General features: G+C 60.5%; 18 protein-coding genes. 11 read left to right on the top strand and 7 right to left on the bottom strand.

Annotation, left to right across the window (positions count from 1 at the left end; translation table 11 throughout):
* Positions 1-23: 23 nt before the first annotated feature.
* Together AUC43_RS19575 and AUC43_RS19570 are read right to left on the bottom strand one after the other, a co-directional pair.
* Positions 24-2219 carry a penicillin acylase family protein gene (locus tag AUC43_RS19575; protein ID WP_068197759.1) on the bottom strand — a complete coding sequence of 732 codons (2196 nt, stop codon included), beginning with the start codon at positions 2217-2219 and terminating at the stop codon, positions 24-26.
* Positions 2220-2338: 119 nt separating this feature from the next.
* Positions 2339-2686, bottom strand: coding sequence for a HesB/IscA family protein (locus tag AUC43_RS19570; RefSeq protein ID WP_068197757.1), 348 nt, complete (start codon positions 2684-2686; stop codon positions 2339-2341).
* Between the two features lie 264 nt (positions 2687-2950).
* Between AUC43_RS19570 and AUC43_RS19565 the strand changes: the two genes are divergently transcribed.
* Entirely contained in the window at positions 2951-3487 is a 537-nt protein-coding gene (locus AUC43_RS19565) for a DUF7935 family protein (RefSeq protein ID WP_068197754.1), read from the top strand.
* A gap of 194 nt (positions 3488-3681) precedes the next feature.
* Here AUC43_RS19565 and bshA read toward each other — a convergent pair whose 3' ends face one another.
* Both bshA and AUC43_RS19555 read right to left on the bottom strand, forming a co-directional pair.
* Positions 3682-4818, bottom strand: coding sequence for an N-acetyl-alpha-D-glucosaminyl L-malate synthase BshA (gene bshA, locus AUC43_RS19560; protein ID WP_068197752.1), 1137 nt, complete (start codon positions 4816-4818; stop codon positions 3682-3684).
* A 214-nt stretch (positions 4819-5032) separates the two neighbouring features.
* Positions 5033-8002 carry a glycoside hydrolase family 3 N-terminal domain-containing protein gene (locus tag AUC43_RS19555; protein WP_068197751.1) on the bottom strand — a complete coding sequence of 990 codons (2970 nt, stop codon included), beginning with the start codon at positions 8000-8002 and terminating at the stop codon, positions 5033-5035.
* Positions 8003-8322: 320 nt separating this feature from the next.
* Here AUC43_RS19555 and mutL point away from each other — a divergent pair, with 320 nt between their 5' ends.
* From mutL to AUC43_RS19540, 3 genes are all read left to right on the top strand, one after another.
* On the top strand, positions 8323-10368 hold the full coding sequence (mutL, locus tag AUC43_RS19550) for a DNA mismatch repair endonuclease MutL (RefSeq protein ID WP_068197749.1): 2046 nt from the start codon (positions 8323-8325) through the stop codon (positions 10366-10368).
* A gap of 108 nt (positions 10369-10476) precedes the next feature.
* The gene (locus AUC43_RS19545) at positions 10477-11271 is read left to right on the top strand and encodes a rhomboid family intramembrane serine protease (RefSeq protein ID WP_068197746.1); all 795 of its coding nucleotides are present in this window, start codon (positions 10477-10479) and stop codon (positions 11269-11271) included.
* Between the two features lie 56 nt (positions 11272-11327).
* Positions 11328-12236 (top strand): rhomboid family protein, encoded by a 909-nt coding sequence (locus AUC43_RS19540; protein ID WP_068197745.1) that lies wholly within the window; start codon positions 11328-11330, stop codon positions 12234-12236.
* A gap of 10 nt (positions 12237-12246) precedes the next feature.
* Here the strand turns inward: AUC43_RS19540 and AUC43_RS19535 are convergent, their stop codons facing one another.
* Complete coding sequence (locus AUC43_RS19535; RefSeq protein WP_068197744.1) at positions 12247-12651, bottom strand: hypothetical protein; 405 nt, start codon at positions 12649-12651, stop codon at positions 12247-12249.
* A gap of 223 nt (positions 12652-12874) precedes the next feature.
* Positions 12875-13813, bottom strand: coding sequence for a malate dehydrogenase (gene mdh / locus AUC43_RS19530; RefSeq protein WP_068197743.1), 939 nt, complete (start codon positions 13811-13813; stop codon positions 12875-12877).
* Positions 13814-14067: 254 nt separating this feature from the next.
* On the opposite strand from mdh, the gene AUC43_RS19525 reads away from it, so the two are divergent.
* Complete coding sequence (locus AUC43_RS19525) at positions 14068-15477, top strand: alpha-amylase family glycosyl hydrolase (protein ID WP_068197742.1); 1410 nt, start codon at positions 14068-14070, stop codon at positions 15475-15477.
* Between the two features lie 32 nt (positions 15478-15509).
* Here AUC43_RS19525 and tilS read toward each other — a convergent pair whose 3' ends face one another.
* On the bottom strand, positions 15510-16841 hold the full coding sequence (gene tilS, locus AUC43_RS19520; RefSeq protein ID WP_068197740.1) for a tRNA lysidine(34) synthetase TilS: 1332 nt from the start codon (positions 16839-16841) through the stop codon (positions 15510-15512).
* A gap of 136 nt (positions 16842-16977) precedes the next feature.
* Here tilS and AUC43_RS19515 point away from each other — a divergent pair, with 136 nt between their 5' ends.
* The 6 genes from AUC43_RS19515 to porD all read left to right on the top strand — a co-directional run bounded on the left by AUC43_RS19515 (position 16978) and on the right by porD (position 22585).
* The gene (locus AUC43_RS19515) at positions 16978-18810 is read left to right on the top strand and encodes an OstA-like protein (RefSeq protein WP_068197738.1); all 1833 of its coding nucleotides are present in this window, start codon (positions 16978-16980) and stop codon (positions 18808-18810) included.
* A gap of 104 nt (positions 18811-18914) precedes the next feature.
* Complete coding sequence (locus AUC43_RS19510; protein WP_068197733.1) at positions 18915-19745, top strand: outer membrane protein assembly factor BamD; 831 nt, start codon at positions 18915-18917, stop codon at positions 19743-19745.
* A gap of 19 nt (positions 19746-19764) precedes the next feature.
* Positions 19765-20112, top strand: coding sequence for a DNA-directed RNA polymerase subunit omega (locus tag AUC43_RS19505; protein WP_068197730.1), 348 nt, complete (start codon positions 19765-19767; stop codon positions 20110-20112).
* 182 nt (positions 20113-20294) lie between these two features.
* Complete coding sequence (locus AUC43_RS21915) at positions 20295-20891, top strand: flavoprotein (protein ID WP_068197728.1); 597 nt, start codon at positions 20295-20297, stop codon at positions 20889-20891.
* A 123-nt stretch (positions 20892-21014) separates the two neighbouring features.
* On the top strand, positions 21015-21665 hold the full coding sequence (locus AUC43_RS21910) for a phosphopantothenoylcysteine decarboxylase domain-containing protein (RefSeq protein ID WP_068197725.1): 651 nt from the start codon (positions 21015-21017) through the stop codon (positions 21663-21665).
* Positions 21662-22585, top strand: a complete 924-nt coding sequence (porD, locus tag AUC43_RS19490) for a type IX secretion system protein PorD (protein WP_082685229.1) — start codon at positions 21662-21664, stop codon at positions 22583-22585. Before AUC43_RS21910 ends, porD begins: the two co-directional genes overlap by 4 nt.
* The last annotated feature ends 105 nt before the right edge of the window (positions 22586-22690 follow it).

Raw genomic sequence — 22690 nt, 5'->3', positions numbered from 1 at the left:
TCAACCTGACGCTTGGCGGCTAATTACTCGCCGGGATGGTAGGTCTTTTCGGCGTGTGCCTTTACATCCTCCGGATAAAAACGGACCTCTTTGAAACGGCCGGTGGTGTAAAGCTCGGCTTGGTCGGTGAAGTGAGCGGTACCGGGGCGGCTGCTCTGGCCACCCGTTACCACGGAGCGCGCCGTAATGCGCGGCCCAAACTCCACCACGGCCACGAAGCTGTTGCCCACGGTGCCGTACCGCTTCTTGGTGCCGGGGTAAGCCTGCGCTTTGAAGGAAGCCAAAGAGCCCCAGGCCGACGACGTAAACGCCACCGGCAGGCTGGGCTTCTGGTCGTCGTACGTTTCCTCAATGCGACCGGTGAGGCGCTGGAAGCGGTTCACGTCGCCCCAGGGCATTTTCCAGGTGCCAAAGGCGCGGGTTAGGTCCTCCAGTGCCTCCTTTAGGGCTGCGGTTTTTTCCTGGGGGCTGGTGTTAGCGATGGCGAACTTGGTGAAGCTGATGTAGTCCAGTTGCGGCTGGGCCGAGGGAACGCGGGCGCGGGCATTGGCCAGCAGCCGCTCGGCCCAATAAATGGCCACGGTCTGGGCCACCGAAGTTGCACTGTAGTTATGGTTCCAGGTGCGGAGCAGCTCAATTGCCTCGGTCATGTCGGGCGTAGCGGCTTTCTCTACCGACGTAGGCTGGTAGGCCGTGAGCAGGGAAGGCAGCATGTCGTCGAAGGCCGTGAGGTGCGGGTCGTTGGCGGCCGCAATCAGGGTGTCGAGGGTGAATACGCCCTTGCGGCTTAGCACACGCACGGCATTAATGCCGCGGTAATTCTCGGCGTCGGGGGCCATGTATTTGGGGAACTTGACCGGGGTTGGGCTGCTGGGGCCGGATACAGTGTAGGGCGTGGAGTTGCAATTCTGAATGAAGCCACTGGCGGGGTTGTGTACTTGCACCAGCTCATTCACCCCGTGGAAGCCCTTCCATTCGGTGGCGGGAGTGCTGCCATCCACGGGCTGGCTCCAGTCGAATTTGGGGTCACGCTTGGGCATAAAGTTGCCGTGCCAATAGGCAATGCTGCCCTTGCTGTCGGCAAACACAGTGTTGTTGGTGGCGTTACCATTCAGCTTCATCACTTCCTGGAAGCTGGTGTAGCCGGTGGCTTTGGTGCGGAGGTACGACTGTTGCAGGGCGGCCAGCGGCTCGTTCATCATGCGCACGGCCACCCACTGGTTGTCGGATTTTTGGCCCACGATGGGGCCGTGGTGGGTGCAGTAAATGGTGTATTCCTTGCGCAGGATTTTGGTGCCGTCGCGGTACGGCAACGACACTTTCTGCACTTGCACAGGCCGCAGTTTGCCGGCGTATTTGTAGTAAAACGCGCCGTTCTTTTTCTCAATGGTTTCGAGGTACTCGTCCATGGAGTCGGCGCTGCTGGAGGTGTGCATCCAGCCGCAGTTCTGGTTGAAGCCCTGATACACGAAAAACTGGCCCCAGGTCACAGCTCCGTAGGCGTTCAGGCCCTGTTGGCTCACCATCTGCACTTCCGAGCGAAAGTAAAAGGACGTGTGCGGGTTGATGAGCAGTAGGGCGTGGCCACTGGCGCTCTTGGCCGGGGCAATGGCAAAGCCATTCGAGCCAATTTCGTCCCGGTCTTTCTGCCCGGCGTCAATGTTGAGCCAGGAACTGGACTTCTTCTGGCTGTAAAAAGCCTTGAGCCGCTCAATAGACACCACACTGATATTTCCGCCAATGCTGCCCTCGCTGAACATGAGCGGCATCCAGGGCTGGAAACGGTGCAGCAGCTTGGGCTGCACAGTGGGGTGGGTGGCCAGGTAGAAGTTGGTGCCGTCGGCGAAGGCGTCAAGCAGCTTCTTCATGTCGGCCGGAGCCTTTTTGTAGATGCCGATGGCCTGGGTGCTGTCCATGAACAGGCGGGCGCGCAAGTCGTGGTACAACGACGCCTCGCCTTCTACTTCGGCCAGGCGGCCAATGGCATCGAGGTAGTTCATCTCGACGCGGTCGAAGTCGTCCTCGCACTGGGTATAGAGCAGGCCAAACACCGCGTCGGCGTCGGTTTTGCCATAAATGTGCGGCACGCCATACGTATCGCGGGTAATCGAAACCTGCTGGGCTCGTTGCTTCCAGCGCGCAAGTTCCTGCGAACTGAATTTCTGTGCCTGGGCCGAGGAGGCCGTCAGCAGCGCAAGCAGCATAAAGAATGGACGCATTGACTCAGAAGTTGAAGGTGGTGGACAACGCGAAAGTAAACGAAAAAGCCCCGGCCAAACGGTCGGGGCTATTTTTGGTATAGCGCGTTAATTAGCCCAAGCGAGCTATTGCGGGTGGGTTAGGCCGAGAACGACGAGCCGCAGCCGCAGGTGCTTTTGGCCTGGGGGTTGTTGAAGACGAAGCCGCGGGCGTTGAGCCCGTCCTGGAAGTCGACTTCCATGCCCAATACGTACATGGCGTGCTTTTTATCCATGATGAGCTTCAGGCCGTCGAGGTCGTACACTTCGTCGGCGTCCTTAGCTTTGTCGAAGCCGAGCAGGTAGCTCATGCCCGAGCAGCCACCGCCCTGCACGCCGATGCGCAGGCCGTAATCGGCGGGTACATTTTTTTCCTGAATGATATTCTTCACCTCGACCACAGCGCGGTCGGTGAGGCTAATGGGGGCGAGGGTGGCAACGGAAGCCATAATGAAAGACGATTTAAGAGAGGTGGGCAACAAAGATACGGAAGCCGCCGGAGTAGCTCGCGGCACGGCCGCACGCATGAAACAGCAGTTGGGGGGCGGTGGTTCACGGCGTATGTTTGCGCTGGGCTGGTACTGGCACCCCAACCGTGGGGCCGCATGCCCAGGCTCCGGCCCGGCACGTAAATCGGCGCCCATAATTTCCCGCTGCCACTTTCGTTAAATCCCCGCAACCCGCCACGCTGGAGCTTGGCGCTATTCTACTCAATGGATACGACCACCTACGTCTTCGATCTGCTCAAAATTATCCTGCCGGCCCTCATTGTGGCCGGCGCCATCTACGTGCTGTTCCGCCAGTTTCTGGAGAAAGAGCAGCAGCGCCGCTTGATTGAAATGCGAATGGAAAGCAACAAAACCACCCTGCCGCTCCGCCTGCAGGCTTACGAGCGGGTGGTGCTGTTTCTGGAGCGCATCTCGCCCAACAACATCCTGGTGCGCCTGAGCAGCGCCGGCCAAACGGCCCCCGACTTTCACCGCCTGTTGCAACAGGAAATCCGGGCTGAGTACGAGCACAACCTCTCCCAGCAGCTCTACATTTCCGGCGATGCCTGGACGGTGGTAAAAGAAGCTAAGGAAAATGTGCTGACGATGGTAAACCGCGCCTACCACGGCCTGCCGACCCCCGGCCAGGCGCGCGGCACCGAACTCGCCAAACGCATTCTGGAAGGACTGATGATGGACGGCGCTGAGCCCACCGCCCAGGCGCTGGCCGTAGTGAAAAGCGAAGCTGCCGGGCTGTTTTAAAGCGCCGCCTGTCATTGCAAGGACGTAGCTCGTGGCAGTCCGTCCTCTCGGTACAACCAGCCCTAAGTTGTGATAAGTTTTCTAAAGCGATAAGCCCCGGTACTGCGCAGTACCGGGGCTTATCGCTTTAGAAAGTGTCTGGCTTTTACAGGACGGATTGCTTCGCTGCGCTCTCAATAACAGACAGCGCTTAGTTACACTGCCACGTGTAGCGACTCAATGGCGCTGCGGTAGCAATCCTCGTATTTGGGCACAATGTTCTCCACCGCAAACTCTTGTGCGCGGGCGAGGGCGGCGGCTTTGAAGCGGGGCAGGTTCTCGTCGCTCAGCACGTAAAGGGCATTCTTAACCATATCGGCCACGTCGCCGATTTCGCTTATCATGCCGGTTACGCCGTGCACGTTGAGCTCGGGAATGCCGCCGGCATTGGTGCTCACCACCGGCACTTCGCAGGCCATGGCCTCCAGGGCCGCCAGGCCGAAGCTTTCGTTTTCGGAAGGCATCAGAAACAGGTCGCCTACGCTCAGCACTTCCTCCACGGCTTCGAGCTTGCCCAGGAAGCGCAGGTCGCGGTGCACGTCGAGGTCGCGGGCCAGCTTTTCCATGCGCGAGCGGTCGGGGCCGTCGCCCACGAGCAGCAATTTGGCGGGTATCTGCTCCCGGACACCCACAAAAATGCGGAGCACGTCTTCCACGCGCTTCACGGTGCGGAAGTTGCTGGTGTGCACCAGCAGCTTCTCGCCCTCCGGCGCAATGGCGGCGCGGAAGTGGCTCTTGTCCTGCTTTTTGAAGCGGTGCAGGTCGATGAAGTTGGGAATGACGGTAATATCCTTCTCAACCGCGAAGTACTCGTAGGTTTCACGCCGCAAATCGGCCGACACCGACGTCACGCCGTCGCTCTGGTTGATGCTGAACGTAACCACCGGCTCAAAGCTGGGGTCTTTGCCCACGAGGGTAATATCGGTGCCGTGCAAAGTCGTGACAACCGGAATCTGGATGCCGCGGGCGCGCAGAATCTGCTTGGCCATAAATGCCGCTGAGGCGTGCGGAATGGCGTAGTGCACGTGCAGCACGTCGAGCTTTTCGTTCTGCACAATGTCCACCATCTTGCTGGTCAGGGCCAGCTCGTAGGGCGGAAATTGAAATAGGGGGTAGGCCGGTACATAAACCTCGTGATAAAAGAGGTTTTCGTTGAAAAAATCGAGCCGCACCGGCTGGCTGTAAGTGATGAAATGCACGCGGTGGCCGCGTTGGGCCAGGGCTTTGCCCAATTCCGTGGCCACCACGCCGGAGCCGCCAAAGGTGGGATAACAAACGATACCGATGTTCATAGAGTAGTAACGCGAAAAAGGGCCCCGCGTTTTGCCTAACCGGAATACGGCCGGGATGTTAACAAACAGACTCTTTTTGGCCGCAAAGGTTGCGATAAAAGTAGCTCATGCCGTTTCCGCAGGCGGTGGCGCTTCGCGACGAAAAATGCCAAAACGAAAGAAGCCGCAACCGGATGGGTTGTGGCTTCTTTCGTTTTGGCTAAACCAGGCTTAGCTATTTTTTGGCCATTTCGGCCGCCATCGACTTATAAATCACCTCGTGGATGCGCGTCCGGATATTGTACTGGCGCAGCTTGTTGTTGCCCGCATCCGGGTACACGCGGTTCGAAAGAAAGATGTAGAGAATCTGGTTGTCGGGGTCCATCCACACGCAAGTACCCGTGAAGCCCGTGTGGCCAAAGGTGCTGGCCGGGGCCAGGTTGCTGGTGGGGCCTTCGTGCTTGGTGGGGTCGCCGTGGTCCCAGCCCAGGCCGCGGCGGCCGCCGGCCATTTGCGGCCGGGCAAACTCCGTCACCACAGGCGACTGGAAGTAGCGGCTGCCCCCGTATTTGCCGTTTTGCAGGTTCATCTGCATCAGCACGGCCAGGTCGTTGGCGGTGGCAAAGAGACCGGCGTGCCCGCCCACGCCGCCCACCAGGGCCGCCGTTTGGTCGTGTACGGTGCCCTGCAGCTGCTCGCGGCGGTAGTAGGTGTCGTTTTCGGTAGGCGCGATGCAGCTTTTGGGGAAGCGCTGCAGCGGATTATACGTCATGCTGCCCAGCCCCAGCGGCCGATAGAAGTTGTCCTGCAAAAAGTCCTCGAGCGGCTCCTTGAGAATCTTTTCACACACCCGCTTCATCACGATGAAGCTCAGGTCCGAATACTCGGTGGGGTACTTGCCCTTGATTTTGGGCAGGAGGCTGGAGCGCATGGTCCAAGCCCAGACGGAGTCGTCGGCGGCTTTGGTGCTGTATTCGCCGGGCGCCACTTCGTTGGGGAAATTATCGGAGCGGATGCTGGCGTAGAAGGTCGGTTTCAGGCCGCTGCTGTTAACGGTGCGCTCCCAGGTGGGGATGCCCGGCTTGAGGCCGGCCTGGTGCAGCAGCACGTCCCGAATGGTCATGTCGCGCTTGTTGGTGCGCGCCAGCTCCGGCAGGTAGGTGGCTACTTTCTCCTCGATGTTGAGCTTGCCCTGGTCCTTGAGGTACATCACGGCCTGCAGGGTGCCGGCCACCTTGGTCACCGAGGCCAGGTCGTAGAGCGTGCTGCTGGTCACGGGTTGGCTCTGGTCGTAGGTGCAGTAGCCGTAGCTCTGGTCGAATACCACCGTGCCGTTGCGAGCCACCAGCACCTGGCAGCCGGGAGCGGCGGCGTAGGTCTGGCTTTCCAGAGCAATGTTGTCAATCTGGGCCAGCACGCGCGAACTCAACCCCTGGCTTTCGGGCACGGCGTAGCGCAGGCGGTGCAAGTCTGCGGTGGCGATGCCGGTGGTGGTTCTGAGCGTGGGCGAAACGGTGACCGGCAGCTTGCCCCGGGCCGGCAGCGCCCCAAACAGCACCTGCGGCACTACCAGCTGCGCCGCGTAGTGGTCTTCGTAGCCGCACACCAGCGTGCGGGCATTTTCCAGGAACTTCAGGCCGTAGGCGTTGCCCATGGCCACCACCACCGTTTTGAACCTGGGGTTGGCTTCGAGCTGCTTGAGGAATTTCAACGCGCCGTCGCCTATACCATAGTTGTGGCTGGGCGTGTTGTTCATGCCGTGCAGGCTCACCACCACCACGTTGTAGCCGCCGAGGCGGGCGGCGATGCGGGTAAAAGTGGAGTCGTCGGCGTAGCGGTTGGGCACGGCGTACACCGGGCCCGGCTGGTATTTGTTGAAAATGGTGGCGTACGGCCCCTCGGCCTGGGTGCCGATGGTGATGGCCGCAATCCGCAGCGTATCGAGCCGCTGAAAGGGGAGGAGCTTGTCGTCGTTCTTAACCACGGTCACGGCGTGCTCAAAAATATTCTGAGCCAGCACCTTGGACGCCGGCAGGTTCAGGCTGTCGCGCATGGTCGCCAGCTTGGTGGGGTGGTACTTGGCCAGCCCAGCCCAATATTTCACCCGCAGAATCTTCTTGATGCGCAGGTCCAAATCTTCCTGCCGCAGGTGGCCCGCGTTCACCGCTTCCCGGATGCGTATCAGCGCGGCCGGCACGTCCTCGGAAAACAGCAGCACGTCGTTGCCAGCGGCCAGTGCCATGGCGTCGAGCTCCCCGTCTTTGTAAAGCTTGCTCACGCTCTTCATGTTGAGCGCGTCGGTGAACACCAGGCCCTTGAAGCCCATTTTGTCCTTCAGCAGGTCCGTTACCAGGGCGTGCGAGAGGGTCGTGGTCTTGGCGTTGGTCGTGTCGAACAGCGGCATGTAGAGGTGGGCCACCATCACGCCCATCACCCCGGCCTCGAACGACTGCTGAAACGGCACCAAGTCCACCTTGGTGAGGCGGGCCAGGTCGGTGTTGATGACCGGCAGCGACACGTGCGAGTCGGTATCGGTGTCGCCGTGCCCGGGGAAGTGCTTGGCCACGGCCATCACGCCGTTTTCCTGCAAGCCCCGGATGTACTGAATGCCCAGCTTGGCCACCCGCTCCTGGTCTTCGCCAAACGAGCGGTTGCCAATCACGGGGTTGCCGGGGTTGGAGTTCACGTCGATAACCGGCGCGAAGCTGATGTGCACGCCCAGCGCCCGCATTTTACGGGCAATGTCGCGGCCCATCTCGTACACGTACCTGGGGTCGTCCATGGCGCCTAGCGTCATCTGCTTGGCAAAGTGAGCCGAAGAGTCGAGTCGCATATCGAGGCCCCACTCGGCGTCCATGGCAATGAGCAGGGGCACCTTGGCGGCGGCCTGCAAGCGGTTGGTCATCAGAGCCTGGCGCTTGGGGCCGCCCTGCAGAAACATCACCCCGCCAATGTGCTGGTTGCGCACCAGCCGCTCGATATAAGCGGCGTGGGCCTTGTCCTTGTTGGAGTACGCAGCCACCATAAACAGCTGCCCCAGGCGCTGCTCCGGGGTGAGCGAGTTGAACACACTGTCGACCCAGGCCGCCTCGGCCGGGGAAGCTGGCAGCGGGTCCGCCGGCAGCTTTTCTACATCGGAAAACGAAAGCAGCAAGCCCGTGGCTAGCAGCAAAGCCAGTAAGGCAAGCTGAAGGGGGATGCGCATAAGCCTCGCGGAGTTGATGGGTGGGTTCAAAGGCAAACGGGCCGCGAAGGCCGTACTTTTGTCAGGGTTAGCAGCGGAACCCGCCGGCTGGCTTTGGAGGTTCCAAACGTAGCGCATTCCGGTGCGAAAGGTGAGCGGCAACTGCCGCGAAATTTCATGCCGGAATTGCGCTATTTAGCCGCGAAGGTACGCACGAAACCCCGTTTTGGGTTTAAAACGCGGCCAATTTCCGGTTATTGCCGGGCGCGTTTCCGCTTGTTGACGTGCTGGTTAGCTCTTTTTGTTTTCTCTAGCGCAAGCTGAAGCGTGCGCCTTCCTCCATGCCCGATATAATTCATTTGCTTCCCGAGTACCTCGCCAACCAAATTGCGGCCGGCGAGGTGGTGCAGCGCCCGGCCTCCGTGGTGAAGGAGCTGCTGGAAAACGCCGTCGATGCCGGGGCGGCCCAGGTGCAACTCATTGTGAAAGAAGCCGGCAAGCAGCTGGTGCAGGTAGTAGACAACGGCGCGGGCATGTCGCCCACCGACGCCCGCATGAGCCTGGAGCGCCACGCCACCAGCAAAATCAGCTCAACCGAGGACTTATTTCGCATTCGCACCCTCGGCTTCCGGGGCGAGGCGCTGGCCAGCATCGCGGCCGTGGCCCAGGTCGAAATCCGCACCAAGCAGCGCGAGCACGACACCGGCTCGCTGCTGCTCGTGGAAGGCTCGCAGGTAACCAGCCAGCAGCCCACCGCCTGCCCCGACGGCACCAGCATCGCCGTGAAGAACCTGTTCTTCAACGTGCCCGCCCGGCGCAACTTCCTCAAGAGCAATGCCGTGGAAATGCGGCACATTCTCGACGAGTTTCAGCACGTGGCCCTGGCCAACCCGCACATTGCCTTCTCACTGTACCAAAACGACCTGGAGGTATTTAGCCTGCCGGCGGGCAAGTTGAGCCAGCGCATCGTGGCGCTGCTCGGCAACGGCTACAAGGAGCAGCTGGCCGCTTGCGAAGAAGTGACCCACTCCATTTCGGTGAAGGGCTTTGTGGGCAAGCCCGAGTCGTCGAAGAAAAGCCGGGGCGACCAGTTTTTCTTTGTGAACAACCGCTTTATTCGCTCGGCTTACCTCAACCACGCCGTGTTGTCGGCCTACGAGGGCCTGCTGGCGCGCGACACCCACCCGTTCTATGTGCTGTTTCTGGAGCTGGACCCCAAGTCCATCGACATCAACGTGCACCCCACCAAAACGGAAATCAAGTTCGAAGACGAAAAAACCGTGTACGCCGTGGTGCGCGCGGCCGTGAAGCAGAGCCTGGGCCTGCACAACATCGCGCCCTCGCTGGACTTCGACGGCGACGTGAACTTTGCGCCCATCCGGCCGCTACGGGCCGGCAAGGGCACCGGGCAAGTGCCCCCCGAGGCCGACGACCACCTGCCCGCCGCCACGCCCGCCGACCGGGCCGCCAGCAGCGACGGCTACCGCCCCGATGCCCCGGCTTCGACGGCGGCCCGCCTGCCCGCCGGGCCTTCGGGCTTTTCGAATTTCAAGCCCGACACCCGCCGCGACGGCTACGAGCGGCCGCTGCCGCCGCGCCCCACCGAGCAGGCCCGGCGCGAACTCGAAGCCTTCTACCGCGAATTGGGCCAGCCCGTGCGCGACGAGCCCACGCTGGACGTGGCCACCATGCGCAGCTTCGAGATGGGGAGCCCAGCCCCATTTGCTGGTGCCGACAACGCAGAGCTGTCGTTGGGCTTGGCCCAGCCGGAGGCGCCCGCGGCCGGCGCGGTACCCCCGCGGGAGCGGGAGGGAGGGGCCGGCAGCCGGGCCGTGCAGGTGCAGCAGCGCTACGTGCTGGTACCCGTGAAGTCGGGGGTGCTGCTCATCGACCAGGAGGCGGCCCGCGAGCGGATTCTCTACGAGCAGTTCCGGCAGGAATTGAGCCGGGCCGTGGGTACTTCCCAGACCCTGCTGTTTCCGCGCACCGTCACGTTCAGCCCCTCGGACTTTGCCGTGCTGCGCGAGCTTACCGAGCCGCTGCATGCGCTGGGCTTCATCTTTGTGGAGTTTGGGCCCAACACCATTGCTGTGGAAGCCATTCCGGCCGGCATGCCCGCCCAGGACGAAAAAGAGCTATTGGAAAGTCTGATTGAGCAGTTCCGCAACACAGCCGGCCCGCTCAAGCTCGACCAGGGCGAAAGCCTGGCCCGGGCGCTGGCCCGCCGCGTAGCCGCCGGCACGGCCACCACCCGCCTGCCCGAAGCCGAGCTGAATGCCCTGGCCGACCGCCTATTTGCCTGCCAAGTGCCCGGCTACACCCCCGACGGCCGCAAAACCCTGGTGCTGCTGGACGGGCAGCAGCTGGCCGATTTTTTCCGTAAATAACTTCCTGCCCTGGCGCTGGCTTAAGTTTAAGCCCGGTTCGCGCAGCCTGCCGATTACTGACCCCTGTTCACCGATTCTCTGGCGCCCCGCCGGAGCCCCACGCCCTCTATGTTCAACCTGACCCCCACGGTTCGCAACCTCCTCATTGCAAACATTGTCCTGTTTCTGGCCCAAACCAATCTGCTGCCGCTGCTCACCCAAGTCGGCAGCTTGTACCCCATTGGCACGCCGTATTTCTACCCCTGGCAGTTCTTCACCTACATGTTTCTGCACGGCAGCTGGGGGCATATTATTTCCAATATGTTTGGCTTGATTTCGTTTGGGCCGCTGCTGGAGCAGCGCTGGGGCCCTTCGCGGTTTCTTACTTTCTGGCTGATATGCGGCGTGGGCGCCGGTTTGCTCTACGAAGGCGTGCGGGCCTACGAAATCCACCAGATGGAGCAGGCCCGGCTGGAGTTTCACCAGGCGCCGAGCGGGGCCGACTTTGCCAATTTCTACCGCGAGTACGGCTCCAACTACACGGGCTACGAAACCCTGGCGGCGGCCCTGCAGCGCAATCCCAAGGACCCGGAGCTGGTGCAGGCCACTACCGATGCCGTTGACAACCTGGCCAAAGACATTACGGGCTCGCGGGCAGCCGGCATGCTGGGCGCTTCCGGGGCCTTGTTCGGCATACTGTTCGCCTTCGCTTATTTGTTTCCAAATACTGAATTGTTCCTACTGTTTTTCCCGTTTCCTATTAAAGCCAAGTACTTCGTATTTCTCTATGCGGCCTATGAACTTTATGCAGGCGTGCACCGCACCCCCGGCGACAACGTGGCCCACTTTGCTCATCTGGGCGGCCTGGTCATCGGGTTTGTCGTACTAAAGTTCTGGGAAAGCGGCCGGGAAAGATTTTATTAAGCCAACCCTTATAACCATCATAAAGCCCGCTTGTTACGCTTAATCCAGGTACTCCAATGAGCATCGTTCAAGACATCCGCTCTGCTTTCAGCCGCCGCGACAACGCCCTCATGCAGCTCATCCTGCTGAACGTGCTGGTGTTTGCGGGCCTCATTGTGCTGCGCACCATCCTCACGGTGAGCAGCGCGAGTGGCTATTACCCGCCGGTGTTGCGGCAGCTGGAGCTGTCGTCGTCGCTGCCCGTGCTGCTGCGGCACCCCTGGACGGTCCTGACCTATGCCTTCACCCACGAAGGCTTCTTCCACATCCTGTTCAACTTGCTCAACCTGTACTGGTTTGGGCAACTAGTGCGCGAGTACCTCGGCGACCGCCGCCTCGTGAGCATCTACGTGCTGGGCGCGCTGGCCGGGGCGGCTATTTTCCTGCTCAGCTACAACCTGATTCCGGCCTTTCAGCCAGCCGTGGGTTCGCCCATGATTGGGGCTTCGGCGGCCGTCACGGCCATCATTGTGGCCGGCGCCACGCTGCTGCCCGACTTCACCTTCATGCTGATTCTGATTGGCCCGGTCAAGATAAAATGGATTGCGGCCGTGGTCGTCCTGATTTCCTTGGCCGGTGTGAACGGCGGCAACCCCGGCGGCGAAATTGCCCACCTGGGCGGGGCCCTGCTCGGCTTTGTGTTCATCAAGCAGCTGCAGGCGGGCCGCGACCTGGGCCGCCCGATTCAGGCGGTGGGCAACTGGGTGAGCAACCTGTTTAGCCGCCGGCCGGCCATGCGCGTGAGCACCACGCGCCGCGCCGAGCCCGTGGCGGCGGCCTCATCGGGAAGCGGCAAAAAGCCCGCCGTGGCCAACCAGCCCCTGCAGGATGAGATTGATACCATCCTGGATAAGATTTCGCGCTCGGGCTACGAGAGCTTGTCCAAGGAAGAGAAGCAGAAGCTGTTCCGGGCCAGCCAGCAGTAGCGCGGCGGCCCTACGCCTCGCGCAGCCAGGCCTTGGCCAGCTCAATGTCCTTGAACAGGCGCATCTCCAGCTGGGTGCCCACGAGGGTAACCATTTCGGCGGCCGAGGTCTGCCCAAAAATGCCGGGCGACACCACGTGGGCAAACCGCTTGAGGCCCAGGGCCAGCACCTGCGGCACCCAATTTTCGGCAATCCATTCGTTGGCGGCCGTCCAGGAGCCGATTACCTGCCGGTTGTCGTTGAGCATCAACGAGCAATTAATTTCCCGTAGAAAATCGATGGTGGCCTGGCAGCCCAGGATGACGTTATCGGTCGGGAGCACGCCTATCCAGTTGTTGTAAACCCAGTTGTTTTCCTGGTCAAATTCGATGGTCAAGTACACCTTATCAAACGAATTTGCGAGCACTCTTTTCATGATAAACTAGGCCGCATTGCTACCGGGGGAATACTAAGGTAAGCATCTTTTGTAGCAAAGGAGACGTGCTCTAAATGCTCTGATAAATAAGATGTTATTTCTGGTGTAAATACGTTTGACTGCTGCTGAGCTTTGGTTTTTCAGCCATGGCTCAGAATACGAAAAAAGGCCCCGCCGGAATTTCCAGTGGGGCCTTTTTCGCACTCAATAATTAGCTCAACAATTACGCGGGTTGGCCCATTTTGTCCAGGGCATCCATTACTTCTTTCACGTGGCCGCGCGAAGTTTCCAGCAGGGCTTTTTCTTCGTCGTTGAGCTGAAGTTCAATCACCCGCTCCACGCCGTTTTTGCCGAGGATAACCGGGGCACCGAGGTACACGCCGTTGATGCCGTACTCGCCTTGCAGCTCAAGGCACACGGGGAACACGCGGCGCTGGTCACGCACAATGGCTTCCACCATCTGAGCGGCCGCTGCGCCCGGCGCGTACCAGGCCGAGGTGCCCATGAGCTTCACCAGCTCGCCGCCGCCCTGGGCGGTGCGCTGCACGATGGCGTCCAGCTCGGCTTTGCCGATGAGCTCGGTAACGGGGATGCCGCCCACGGTGGTGTAACGGGGCAGGGGCACCATGGTGTCGCCGTGGCCGCCCATGAGCACGGCCTGAATGTCTTTGGGGCTCACGTTCAGGGCCTCGGCCAGGAAGGCGCGGTAGCGGGCCGTGTCCAGAATGCCGGCCATGCCGAACACCTTTTCGCGGGGCAGCTTGGCGGTGAGGTGGGCCTGGTAGGTCATCACGTCGAGCGGGTTGCTCACGATGATGATAATGGCGTTGGGGGAGTGGGCCACCACCTGCTCGGTTACCGACTTCACGATGCCGGCGTTCACCGAAATCAGGTCGTCGCGGCTCATGCCGGGCTTGCGGGGCAGGCCCGAGGTGATAACCACTACATCAGAACCCGCAGTCCGGGCGTAGTCGTTGGTGACGCCCACGGTGCGCGAGTCGTAGCCGATAATCGGAGCTTTCTGCCAGATATCGAGGGCCTTGCCTTCGGCAATGCCTTCTTTGATGTCAACCAGAACAATTTCGTTGGCAATTTCACGGGTGGCGAGCACATCGGCGCAAGTTGCGCCTACGTTGCCGGCTCCGACTACGGTAACTTTCATTGGGATGGAGTTAGAATGTAAGGGAGGAACAGGCGCAAAAGTACCCCGAAACTCTGTTCCGCGGCAGGCAATGCCAAAATTTCGATACCCCGGCCCGGGCTATGCACAATTGGACTGGGCCGCCGCGAGTACCTTGCCGCGGCCTAGGCGCCATTGCCTCATGCCGCCTGCAGGCCCATACCTAACCTTTTGCGGGCGGCACCCCTTTAGCGGCAAACCTTACCGCCTACACAACCCAATTTATTTATTCCTACATGCCAGCATTTATTACTGTTGCTTTCAAAAATAGCCTGGCCCTGGTGCTGGGCCTGGGCCTGCTGGCCGGCTGCAAAAAAGAGGCGCCTACGCCTGCGTTCGCCCCCTTCAACCCGCCCGTCACCAGCATTCCGACGCCCCCGCAATACGGTACCCCCTTCACCGGCGTGCCCAACCGGGAAGATGCCGTTATCTACCAGGTGAACATGCGGGCCTTTAGCCAGGGCGGCAACTTTGCAGGCGTTACGGCCCGGCTCGATTCCATCAAGGCCCTGGGAGCAAATGTGGTGTACCTGATGCCCATTTATCCGGTCGGGACGCTTCGGGGAGTAAACTCGCCCTACGCCGTAAAAGATTACCGGGCGGTGAATCCTGAATTCGGCACCCTGGCCGACCTGCGCACCCTCGTGGACGCCGCCCACGCCCGGGGCCTGAGCGTGATGCTGGACTGGGTGGCCAACCACACCAGCTGGGACAATGCCTGGGTTGCAGACCACCCCGACTGGTATTTGCAGAATAGTGCCGGCACCATCCTCAGCCCGCCCAACACCAACTATACCGATGTGGCTCAGCTCAACTTCAGTAATCCGGCCATGCGCCTGAACCTGATTGCAGCCCTGAAATCGTGGGTGTATACGGCCAACGTCGACGGATTTCGATTTGATTATGCCGATGCGCCCCCCGTGGATTTTTGGCAGCAGGCGGTGGATACGCTGCGCCACGTGAAAACGCACAAGCTCCTGCTGCTGTCTGAGGCCACCCGCAGCGCCAACTTCAGCGCGGGGTTCGACTACAACTTTGGCTTTAATTTCTACGGCGGCCTGCGCAGCGTATTCGGCAATGGCGGGTCAGCCACAACCTTCGATGCCCTGAATGCCAGCGAGTACACGGGAGCAACCGGCACCCAGCAAGTAGTGCGCTACACCACCAACCACGACGTGAACGGCTCCGATGGCACCCCAGTGGCCTTGTTTGGCGGCGATGCCGGCGCCATGTCGGCTTTCGTGATTGCCTCCTGCTACAAGGGCGTGCCGATGGTGTACAATGGCCAGGAGTCTGGCATGACCACCGCCATTCCCTTCCCATTCACGTCGGTAAAAGTGAAGTGGGACGTGCGCCCCGACGTGACGCGCGCCTACAAGCAGCTTCTACGGGCCCGCGCCGGTAGCGCCGCCCTGCGCCGCGGCACGCCCACAGCCTACAGCTCGGCCGATGTCTGCGCCTTCACCAAAACCGCGGGCAGCGAGCAGGCCTTTGTGATGGCCAACGTGCGCAATAGTGCGCGGCAGTACACCGTGCCCGTCTCCTTGGTCGGCACCACTTGGACCGATGCCCTCCAAGGCACTTCCGTAACGCTGGGCAGCGCGGTTTCGCTGCCGGCCTACGGCTACCTGGTGCTGAAGAAGTAAGGAGTAGCGCCCGGCGGGACCCGCCGGGCGTTTTACATGCGCTGCACGGTGAGCACCCGCTCGGTGGCGTCTTCTACTTTAAAACGGTCGTCGACACGCCAGCCCACCACCCAGCAGATTTTGCCATCGGCAGAGGTCAGCACGCGCACGTCATCTTTCAAGTTGAGCGGTACTTTCTGGTCGATGAGGAAGTCGCTGAGCAGCTTCTTGCCTTTCAGGCCCAGTGGCATAAACCAGTCGCCCTCCTGCCACTTGCGCAGGGTGAGCGGGAATTTCAGCTTGTCGGCATCGAGCGCGGCCGTGCTTTTGGAGCGCGGAATGATGAAATGCTTGGCGTCATCGTGCAGCTCGGCTTTCAGGCGCATGCCGTCGGCCAGCAAGTCGGTTTGGCCCGCAGCCAGCTGGAAGGTGCCGTACTGCGTAAGCCGCCGCGGCGTGATAACCAGGTTCTCGCGGTCCTTCACCAGGCGGTGCGTGGGCGAATCGAAGCGTCGGCCTGACTCGCCGGGAAAGGCCGCCACAATGTCCTTCACCATCGGCCAGGAAAAGCCGAAGGGGCGGAGCATTTCGTGCAGTACCACGGCCGTGGCGGCCGTTTTCTGGAGGGTGGCAATGCTGAGGTAGGTCACTTCGGCCTCGTCGCGGCGGGCCTGGGCGGTGGTGTCGTCCACGTAGCGCCGCACTATTTCCTCAGCGCCGCCCACGCGTTCGGCCGTGCCGTGCAGGGTCTGGTCTAGGTTGGGGTTGATTTCGCGCAGCACGGGCAGCACCTCGTGGCGCAGCAGGTTGCGCTGGTACACGGTGCTGTCGTTGCTGTCGTCTTCGCGCCAGCGCAGGCCGCGCTCCACCAGGTAGTCGTGCAGGTCGTCGCGGCCCACGCCCAGCAGCGGGCGCACCACGTGGCCGTTTTTCACCTGAATGCCGTGCAGCCCGGCCAGGCCGGTGCCGTGCGTGAGGTTGAGAATCATGGTTTCGGCTTGGTCGCGCTGGTGGTGGCCGGTGGCGATGTAGGCCAGGTCCTGCGCCTCGCGCACCTGCTCAAACCAGCGGTAGCGCAGGAAGCGGGCCGCCATTTGGGTCGAAATGCCTTCCTGCTCGGCAAATTCCTTGGTCTGGAAAAACTCGGCGAAGTAGGGGAGGCCGTACTGCTTGGCCAGCTTGCGCACAAACTGCTCGTCGGCGTCGGCGTCTTCGCCGCGGAGGCCGAAGTGGCAGTGGGCCACGGCTACTTGAACCCCCAGGCGGTGCAGAATGTCTAACAATACCACCGAATCGAGGCCGCCGCTTACGGCCACCAGCACCGGGTCTTTTTCAATGGAAAAAAGGGCGTGCTCCTCAATGAAGCGGCGAACAGTATCAAGCATAACAAAACGGAAATAGGTCGTGGAAGCCCGCTCGGGCCTCTTCCTTACGGATAGGAGCCGAGCGGCGCGTCCCGCGGGGTACTACAGCGCAAAGATGGCCGTTAGCGCGGGCCCCGTTCCTACCTTTGACCACCCAATGGCTTTCCCCCGCTACTTTTTTCTTCTCCTGGCGCTGCTGCCGCTGCTGGGGCAGGCCCAACGCCCGACCCTGCCGCGGGATACGCCAGTGCCCACCATCCGGCCCAAGGCCATCCTGCCGGCCGCGCCCGGCCAGCGCCCGCCGGGTAAGAAAGTGGCGGGCAAAGGCGCCCCGATTAAGCTGCTCACCGCTGGCGCACTGGTGGGGGGCGACTTCAACGGCATAAAAATTCGCAAGCTGCTCGGCAACGTCAGCTTCCAGCAGGAAGACACCTTTCTGTACTGCGACTCGGCCTACCAATACCTCGACCGCAACCAGGTCGAAGCTTTCAGCAACGTGCGGGTGCTGCAGAGCGACACCATGACTATTACCGGCGACAAGGGCTTTTTTGACGGCGACAAGCGCACCGCCCGTATGACCGGCAACGTGGTGATGCGCGACCCGCGCATCACCCTGACCACGCCCAGCCTGGACTACGACCTGAACCGCAAAACGGCCTCGTACACCGAAACCGGCCACCTCACCGACCCACAAAATACCCTCGACAGCCAGCAGGGTTTCTACGATACCAACTCGAAAGTCTTCGTCTTCAAGCGCGGCGTGCACCTCGTCACGCCCGATTCTGAGCTGAACAACGACACGCTGCGCTACAATACCGTTTCCAAAATTGCCTACTTCGAAGGCCCCACGCGCATCAAAGGCAAGAGCGGAAACCTATATGCTGAGGGCGGCAACTACAATACCCTTACGCGGGTATCCAACTTCAAGCGAAACGCCAAAATCGACACGCCCAACTACCTGCTCGGGGGCGACCAACTGATATACGACGAAGCGCGGCTCTACGGCGTGGCCCGCGGTCACGTGACCCTGATTTCGAAAAAAGACAACCTCACCCTGCGCGGCGACGTGGGCCGGTACTGGCGCGGCCTGGGCCGCACCAAACTCTACGGCGGCCGGCCGGTGGTGCGCAACATCAGCGAAAAGGATACGCTGTACCTGGCCGCCGACACGCTGATAAGCATGGAGGCCCGCCCCGGCCAAACCACCACCCGCACGGTACTGTATGCCTACCCGAAGGTGAAGATTTTCCGGGGCAACCTGCAGGGTATCTGCGACTCGCTGACCTACGACCGGCAGGACAGCATCATCTACCTCAACCGCAACCCGGTGCTGTGGCAGGCCAAAAACCAGCTCACCGCCGACTCGATGCAAATCCGCTCAAAGCGCGGTCGGGTAGATGAGATGCGCCTCTACGCCAATGCCTTCGCCGTGAGCCAGGATACCCTGCTCAACTTCAACCAAACCAAGGGCCGCAACATGATGGCCTACTTCCGCGACAATAAGCTCCGGCGCATCGACGTGCTCGGCAACGCGGAAAGCATTTTTTATGCCCTGGACAATGACACCGCCACCACGGGCATGAACCGGGTGCTGTCGGCCAACATGCGAATGTTGTTTCTGGACAGCAAGCTGAATAAAATAACGGTGCTGTCGAACCCCGAGGCCAAGTTCATTCCGCCCCACGAGCTCAAGCCCGACGACGAACGGCTCAAGGGGTATAGCTGGCACGCCAAGGAACGGCCGACGCGCCGCCAGGTGTTGGGCAAGCAGTTCGACGACCGGCCCAAGAAGCGCAAAGCCACCAAGAAAAAGACCAGTGCGACCACCCGACGCACTGCCACGGCGCCAGCCACCCTGAAAAAAACGACTCCCAAAACCACGGCTCCCAAGCCATCTCCCACGCCCAAGGCCGTTGCCAAACCGACCAAGCCCGCAGCCGCTGTATCGCCTCCCAAGCAGCCAGCCACGACACCTACCCCGCGGCGCTAGCTGCAACCTTTAGCGGCCTGCCGGCGCTCTTGCTGCTAGCGGCCCGGCCGGAAGCGGCGGCCCGTTTGCCTTCGCGGGCTCAAATCGTTACCTTTGCACCCCATATGCCGATTTCTCGCCTCACGGTTCTCTTTCTGCTCGTTAGTACCCTCATTCTGGGATCCTGCGTTAGTAGCTACCAACGTCTGCTGAAAAGCACCGACGTCAATAAAAAGTACGAAGCTGCTGTCAAGTATTACGACAAAGGCGACTTCTTCCGGGCCGGAACCCTGCTTGAAGACCTGATTCCGCTACTGAAAGGCCGGCCCGAGGCCGAAAAAGCTCAGTTCTACTTTGCCAATACGAACTACAAGCAGCACAACTACGTACTGAGCTCCTTCTATTTCAAGCAGTTTACGGACACGTATCCCAACTCTGAGTATTCGGAGGAAGCCGCGTTTCTGAACGCCAAGTCGCTGTTTCTCGACTCGCCGGGCTACGAGTTGGACCAGACCAACACAGTGTCGGCGCTGGAATCCATCCAGGATTTTCTGAATCGTTTTCCCGAAAGCAAGTTCAAGGCAGAAACCGAGAACATGGCCCAGGAACTGCAGAAAAAGCTGGAAAACAAAGCATTTGAAAGCGCCAAGCTGTACTTTCAGCTGCGCTACAACCAAGCGGCCGTGGTGGCCCTCACCAACTTTCAGCAGCAATACCCCGCTTCGGCGTATGCCGAGCAAGCCGCCTTCCTGCGCCTGAGCGCTCAATATGCCTGGGCTGAGGAAAGCATCGAATCGAAGCAGCGTGAGCGGTATTTGGAAGCAATCAATTTCTATCAGCAATTCTTGGACGCTTACCCCAAGAGCAAAAGCCTAAAAGCTGCGCAAGACATGTTCGACGTCAGCCAGGCCCAGATTATCAAGCTGAAAGCTACGCCGGCTGCGGCATCCAACTAATTTGTAATTAATTCAGCCCATGAAACCTAATCCCAACACCCCGTCGAGCTCCATCATTACGCGCAACGTGGCCGACATCACCGGCGACAACGGCAACGTGTACGAGGCCATCGCCGTGATTTCCAAGCGCGCCAACCAGCTGTCGGTGAAGCTGAAAGAGGAGCTGAACGACCGCCTGGCCGAGTTTGCTTCCACCGTCGACAACCTGGAGGAAGTATTCGAGAACCGCGAGCAAATTGAGGTTTCCAAGCAGTACGAGCGCATGCCCAAGCCCACCAGCCTGGCCATCGAGGAGTTCCTGCAAGGCAAAATCCAGTACACCACGCCCGAGCCGGAGGAGATTCCGGTGCCCCGCGAGCTGTTCTAAGGCTTCCGGTTGCCCGTAATAACAGTCGGTTATGGCTTGTTGAAAGTGAACGTCATGCTGAGCTTGCCGAAGCATCTTGCCCGCAGTAGTAATCAAAGCTGATTGCAACGAAGCGGGCAAGATGCTTCGGCAAGCTCAGCATGACGTTTTTACTTTAATATTGGTCTATCAACGAGGCATATATGCCAGAAGCTCTACCAACTAATCCACCGCTAACCGCTTTACAAGGCCGCCGCATTCTGCTGGGGGTCAGTGCCAGCATCGCCGCCTACAAGGCCGCGGTGCTCACGCGCCTGCTCGTGAAGGCCGGGGCCGAAGTACAGGTTATCCTCACGGAAGCAGCGGCTGCTTTTGTGACGCCCCTCACGCTAGGTACCCTCTCCAAGAAGCCCGTTCTGACGGGCTTTTTGCGTGATGCGGCCGCGGGTGAGTGGCACAACCACGTGGAGCTGGGCCTTTGGGCCGATGCCCTGGTGATAGCGCCGGCCAGTGCCAATACCATCGGCCAGCTGGCCAATGGTCTGTGTCCAAACCTGCTGTGTGCCGTGTGCCTCTCGGCCCGTTGCCCGGTGTTTCTGGCCCCGGCCATGGACGTGGACATGTTTGCCCACCCCGCCGTGACGCAGAACCTGGCGCGCCTGCGCTCCTTCGGCAACCACGTATTCGACTCGCCCAGCGGAGAGTTGGCCAGCGGACTTAGCGGCCCCGGCCGCATGCTGGAGCCCGAGGAGATAGTCGACGAGCTGGAGCAGTTTTTCAATGATTTGCAGGCTAGCTAGGAAGAACGTCATGCTGAGCTTGTCGAATCATCTCTACCGAGTAAGTAATCTAATTTACTACTGCGGTAGAGATGCTTCGACAAGCTCAGCATGACGTTCTTTGATTCTCTTAAACAAACATAAATGCACGTTCTTCTCACCGCTGGCCCAACCTACGAACCGCTCGACCCCGTCCGATTTCTGGGGAACCGCTCGACTGGAAAAATGGGCTACGCGTTGGCGGAGGCGTTTGCGGCGCAGGGCGCGGAGGTAACGCTGGTGAGCGGACCCAGCAGCCTGCCGGACCCGGCCAGCCCGCGCATTCGGACCGTGCGGGTAGAAACGGCGGCCGAGATGTTTGCGGCGGCTTCGGCCGTGGCTGCTACGGCAGATGTTTGGGTGTTTGCGGCGGCCGTGGCCGACTACCGGCCGGCGCACGTGGCGTCAGAAAAAATCAAGAAATCCGGCGAAACGCTCACGCTGGAGCTGGTGAAAAACGTGGATATTGCCGGCACGCTCGGCCAAAGCAAGCGGCCTGAACAATTTGCCGTGGGTTTTGCGTTGGAGACAACAAACGAGTTGGCCCACGCCCAGGACAAGTTGCGCCGCAAGCAGTTCGACCTCATTGTGCTGAATTCTTTGCGCGATGCCGGGGCGGGCTTTGGCCACGACACTAACAAGGTGACCGTGCTGGATGCCGCCGGCCAAATCGTTAATTTTGAGTTGCAGTCCAAAGCCGACGTGGCCCGCGGACTGGTAAGTCTGATTCTGGCGCGCCTGACCCCAACCCCATGATGCGAAAATTTCTCGCAGCCTTGCCGATGTTCGTACTGCTACTTGTGGCTGGCCCCGTGGCCCGCGCCCAAGAGCTTCAAGCCGAAGTGAACGTGACCACCGAAAACGTGACCATCTCGGACCCGACGTTGGTTACGCAGATGCAAACCGACATTCGGAACTTCCTCAACAACCGCGCCTGGACCACCCAGACCTACAAGCCCGAGGAGCGGATTCGGCTCAAGATATTCATTGGCATCACTAGCATTCCGCAAAACGGCACCTACAATGCCACGATGCGCTTGATTTCGACGCGCCCCGTGTTCGGCACCGGGTACGAGACCAACGTCATCAGCATCGTAGACCGGAGCTTTAACTTTAACTATTCGCCGCAAACGCCACTGGACTTCTCGCCCAACAGCTTCGTGTCGAACCTCTCGTCGCTGCTGGGCTATTATGCCTATATGGTCATTGGGCTCGACCGGGACACGTTTGCCCGGCTCGGCGGCACCCAGTATTATGAGCTGGCCCGGAACGTGGTCAATTATTCGGCCGGCCAAACCAGTACCGGCGAGGTGGACGAAGGCTGGCGCGGCACCGGCTCGCGGGAGCGTCACTTTCTGCTCGACAACATTGTGGACCCGCAGCTCGAAGGCTTCCGCACCGGCCTCTATGCCTATTATCGGCAAGGGCTGGACATATTTGTGGATAGGCCCGAAGAAGCCCGCACCTCGGTGATGATGGCCCTGACCGGCATCCAGCGCGCCGCCGTGATGCGGCCCAGCACTTTGTTTGCCCGGGCATTCTTCGACGCGAAGTCCGATGAAATCGCCAATATTTTTCGGACCAGCCAGGACCGTCAAATGAAGCAGCAGCTCGTGACCATGCTCACGGAAGTAGACCCGACGAATTCGGCCAAATACCAGTCGGTGATGAAGTAAATAACTGAAAACGTCCTGTACATTAAAACGTCATGCTGAGCGTAGCCGAGGCATCACGCATGTGCAACTAAGCCAATTGATTGGATTACTACCCCACGCGAGATG

Origin of the sequence: Hymenobacter sedentarius (assembly GCF_001507645.1) — a bacterium.
GTDB lineage: Bacteria > Bacteroidota > Bacteroidia > Cytophagales > Hymenobacteraceae > Hymenobacter > Hymenobacter sedentarius.
The sequence above is the reverse complement of the archived record's forward strand: the minus strand, read 5'-3'. Positions and strand labels throughout refer to the sequence as shown.

Coding starts and splice junctions, on each gene's coding strand:
- AUC43_RS19575 (WP_068197759.1), bottom strand. CDS start 2,219: ATGCGTCCATTCTTTATGCTGCTTGCGCTGCTGACGGCCTCCTCGGCC.
- AUC43_RS19570 (WP_068197757.1), bottom strand. CDS start 2,686: ATGGCTTCCGTTGCCACCCTCGCCCCCATTAGCCTCACCGACCGCGCT.
- AUC43_RS19565 (WP_068197754.1), top strand. CDS start 2,951: ATGGATACGACCACCTACGTCTTCGATCTGCTCAAAATTATCCTGCCG.
- bshA (WP_068197752.1), bottom strand. CDS start 4,818: ATGAACATCGGTATCGTTTGTTATCCCACCTTTGGCGGCTCCGGCGTG.
- AUC43_RS19555 (WP_068197751.1), bottom strand. CDS start 8,002: ATGCGCATCCCCCTTCAGCTTGCCTTACTGGCTTTGCTGCTAGCCACG.
- mutL (WP_068197749.1), top strand. CDS start 8,323: ATGCCCGATATAATTCATTTGCTTCCCGAGTACCTCGCCAACCAAATT.
- AUC43_RS19545 (WP_068197746.1), top strand. CDS start 10,477: ATGTTCAACCTGACCCCCACGGTTCGCAACCTCCTCATTGCAAACATT.
- AUC43_RS19540 (WP_068197745.1), top strand. CDS start 11,328: ATGAGCATCGTTCAAGACATCCGCTCTGCTTTCAGCCGCCGCGACAAC.
- AUC43_RS19535 (WP_068197744.1), bottom strand. CDS start 12,651: ATGAAAAGAGTGCTCGCAAATTCGTTTGATAAGGTGTACTTGACCATC.
- mdh (WP_068197743.1), bottom strand. CDS start 13,813: ATGAAAGTTACCGTAGTCGGAGCCGGCAACGTAGGCGCAACTTGCGCC.
- AUC43_RS19525 (WP_068197742.1), top strand. CDS start 14,068: ATGCCAGCATTTATTACTGTTGCTTTCAAAAATAGCCTGGCCCTGGTG.
- tilS (WP_068197740.1), bottom strand. CDS start 16,841: ATGCTTGATACTGTTCGCCGCTTCATTGAGGAGCACGCCCTTTTTTCC.
- AUC43_RS19515 (WP_068197738.1), top strand. CDS start 16,978: ATGGCTTTCCCCCGCTACTTTTTTCTTCTCCTGGCGCTGCTGCCGCTG.
- AUC43_RS19510 (WP_068197733.1), top strand. CDS start 18,915: ATGCCGATTTCTCGCCTCACGGTTCTCTTTCTGCTCGTTAGTACCCTC.
- AUC43_RS19505 (WP_068197730.1), top strand. CDS start 19,765: ATGAAACCTAATCCCAACACCCCGTCGAGCTCCATCATTACGCGCAAC.
- AUC43_RS21915 (WP_068197728.1), top strand. CDS start 20,295: ATGCCAGAAGCTCTACCAACTAATCCACCGCTAACCGCTTTACAAGGC.
- AUC43_RS21910 (WP_068197725.1), top strand. CDS start 21,015: ATGCACGTTCTTCTCACCGCTGGCCCAACCTACGAACCGCTCGACCCC.
- porD (WP_082685229.1), top strand. CDS start 21,662: ATGATGCGAAAATTTCTCGCAGCCTTGCCGATGTTCGTACTGCTACTT.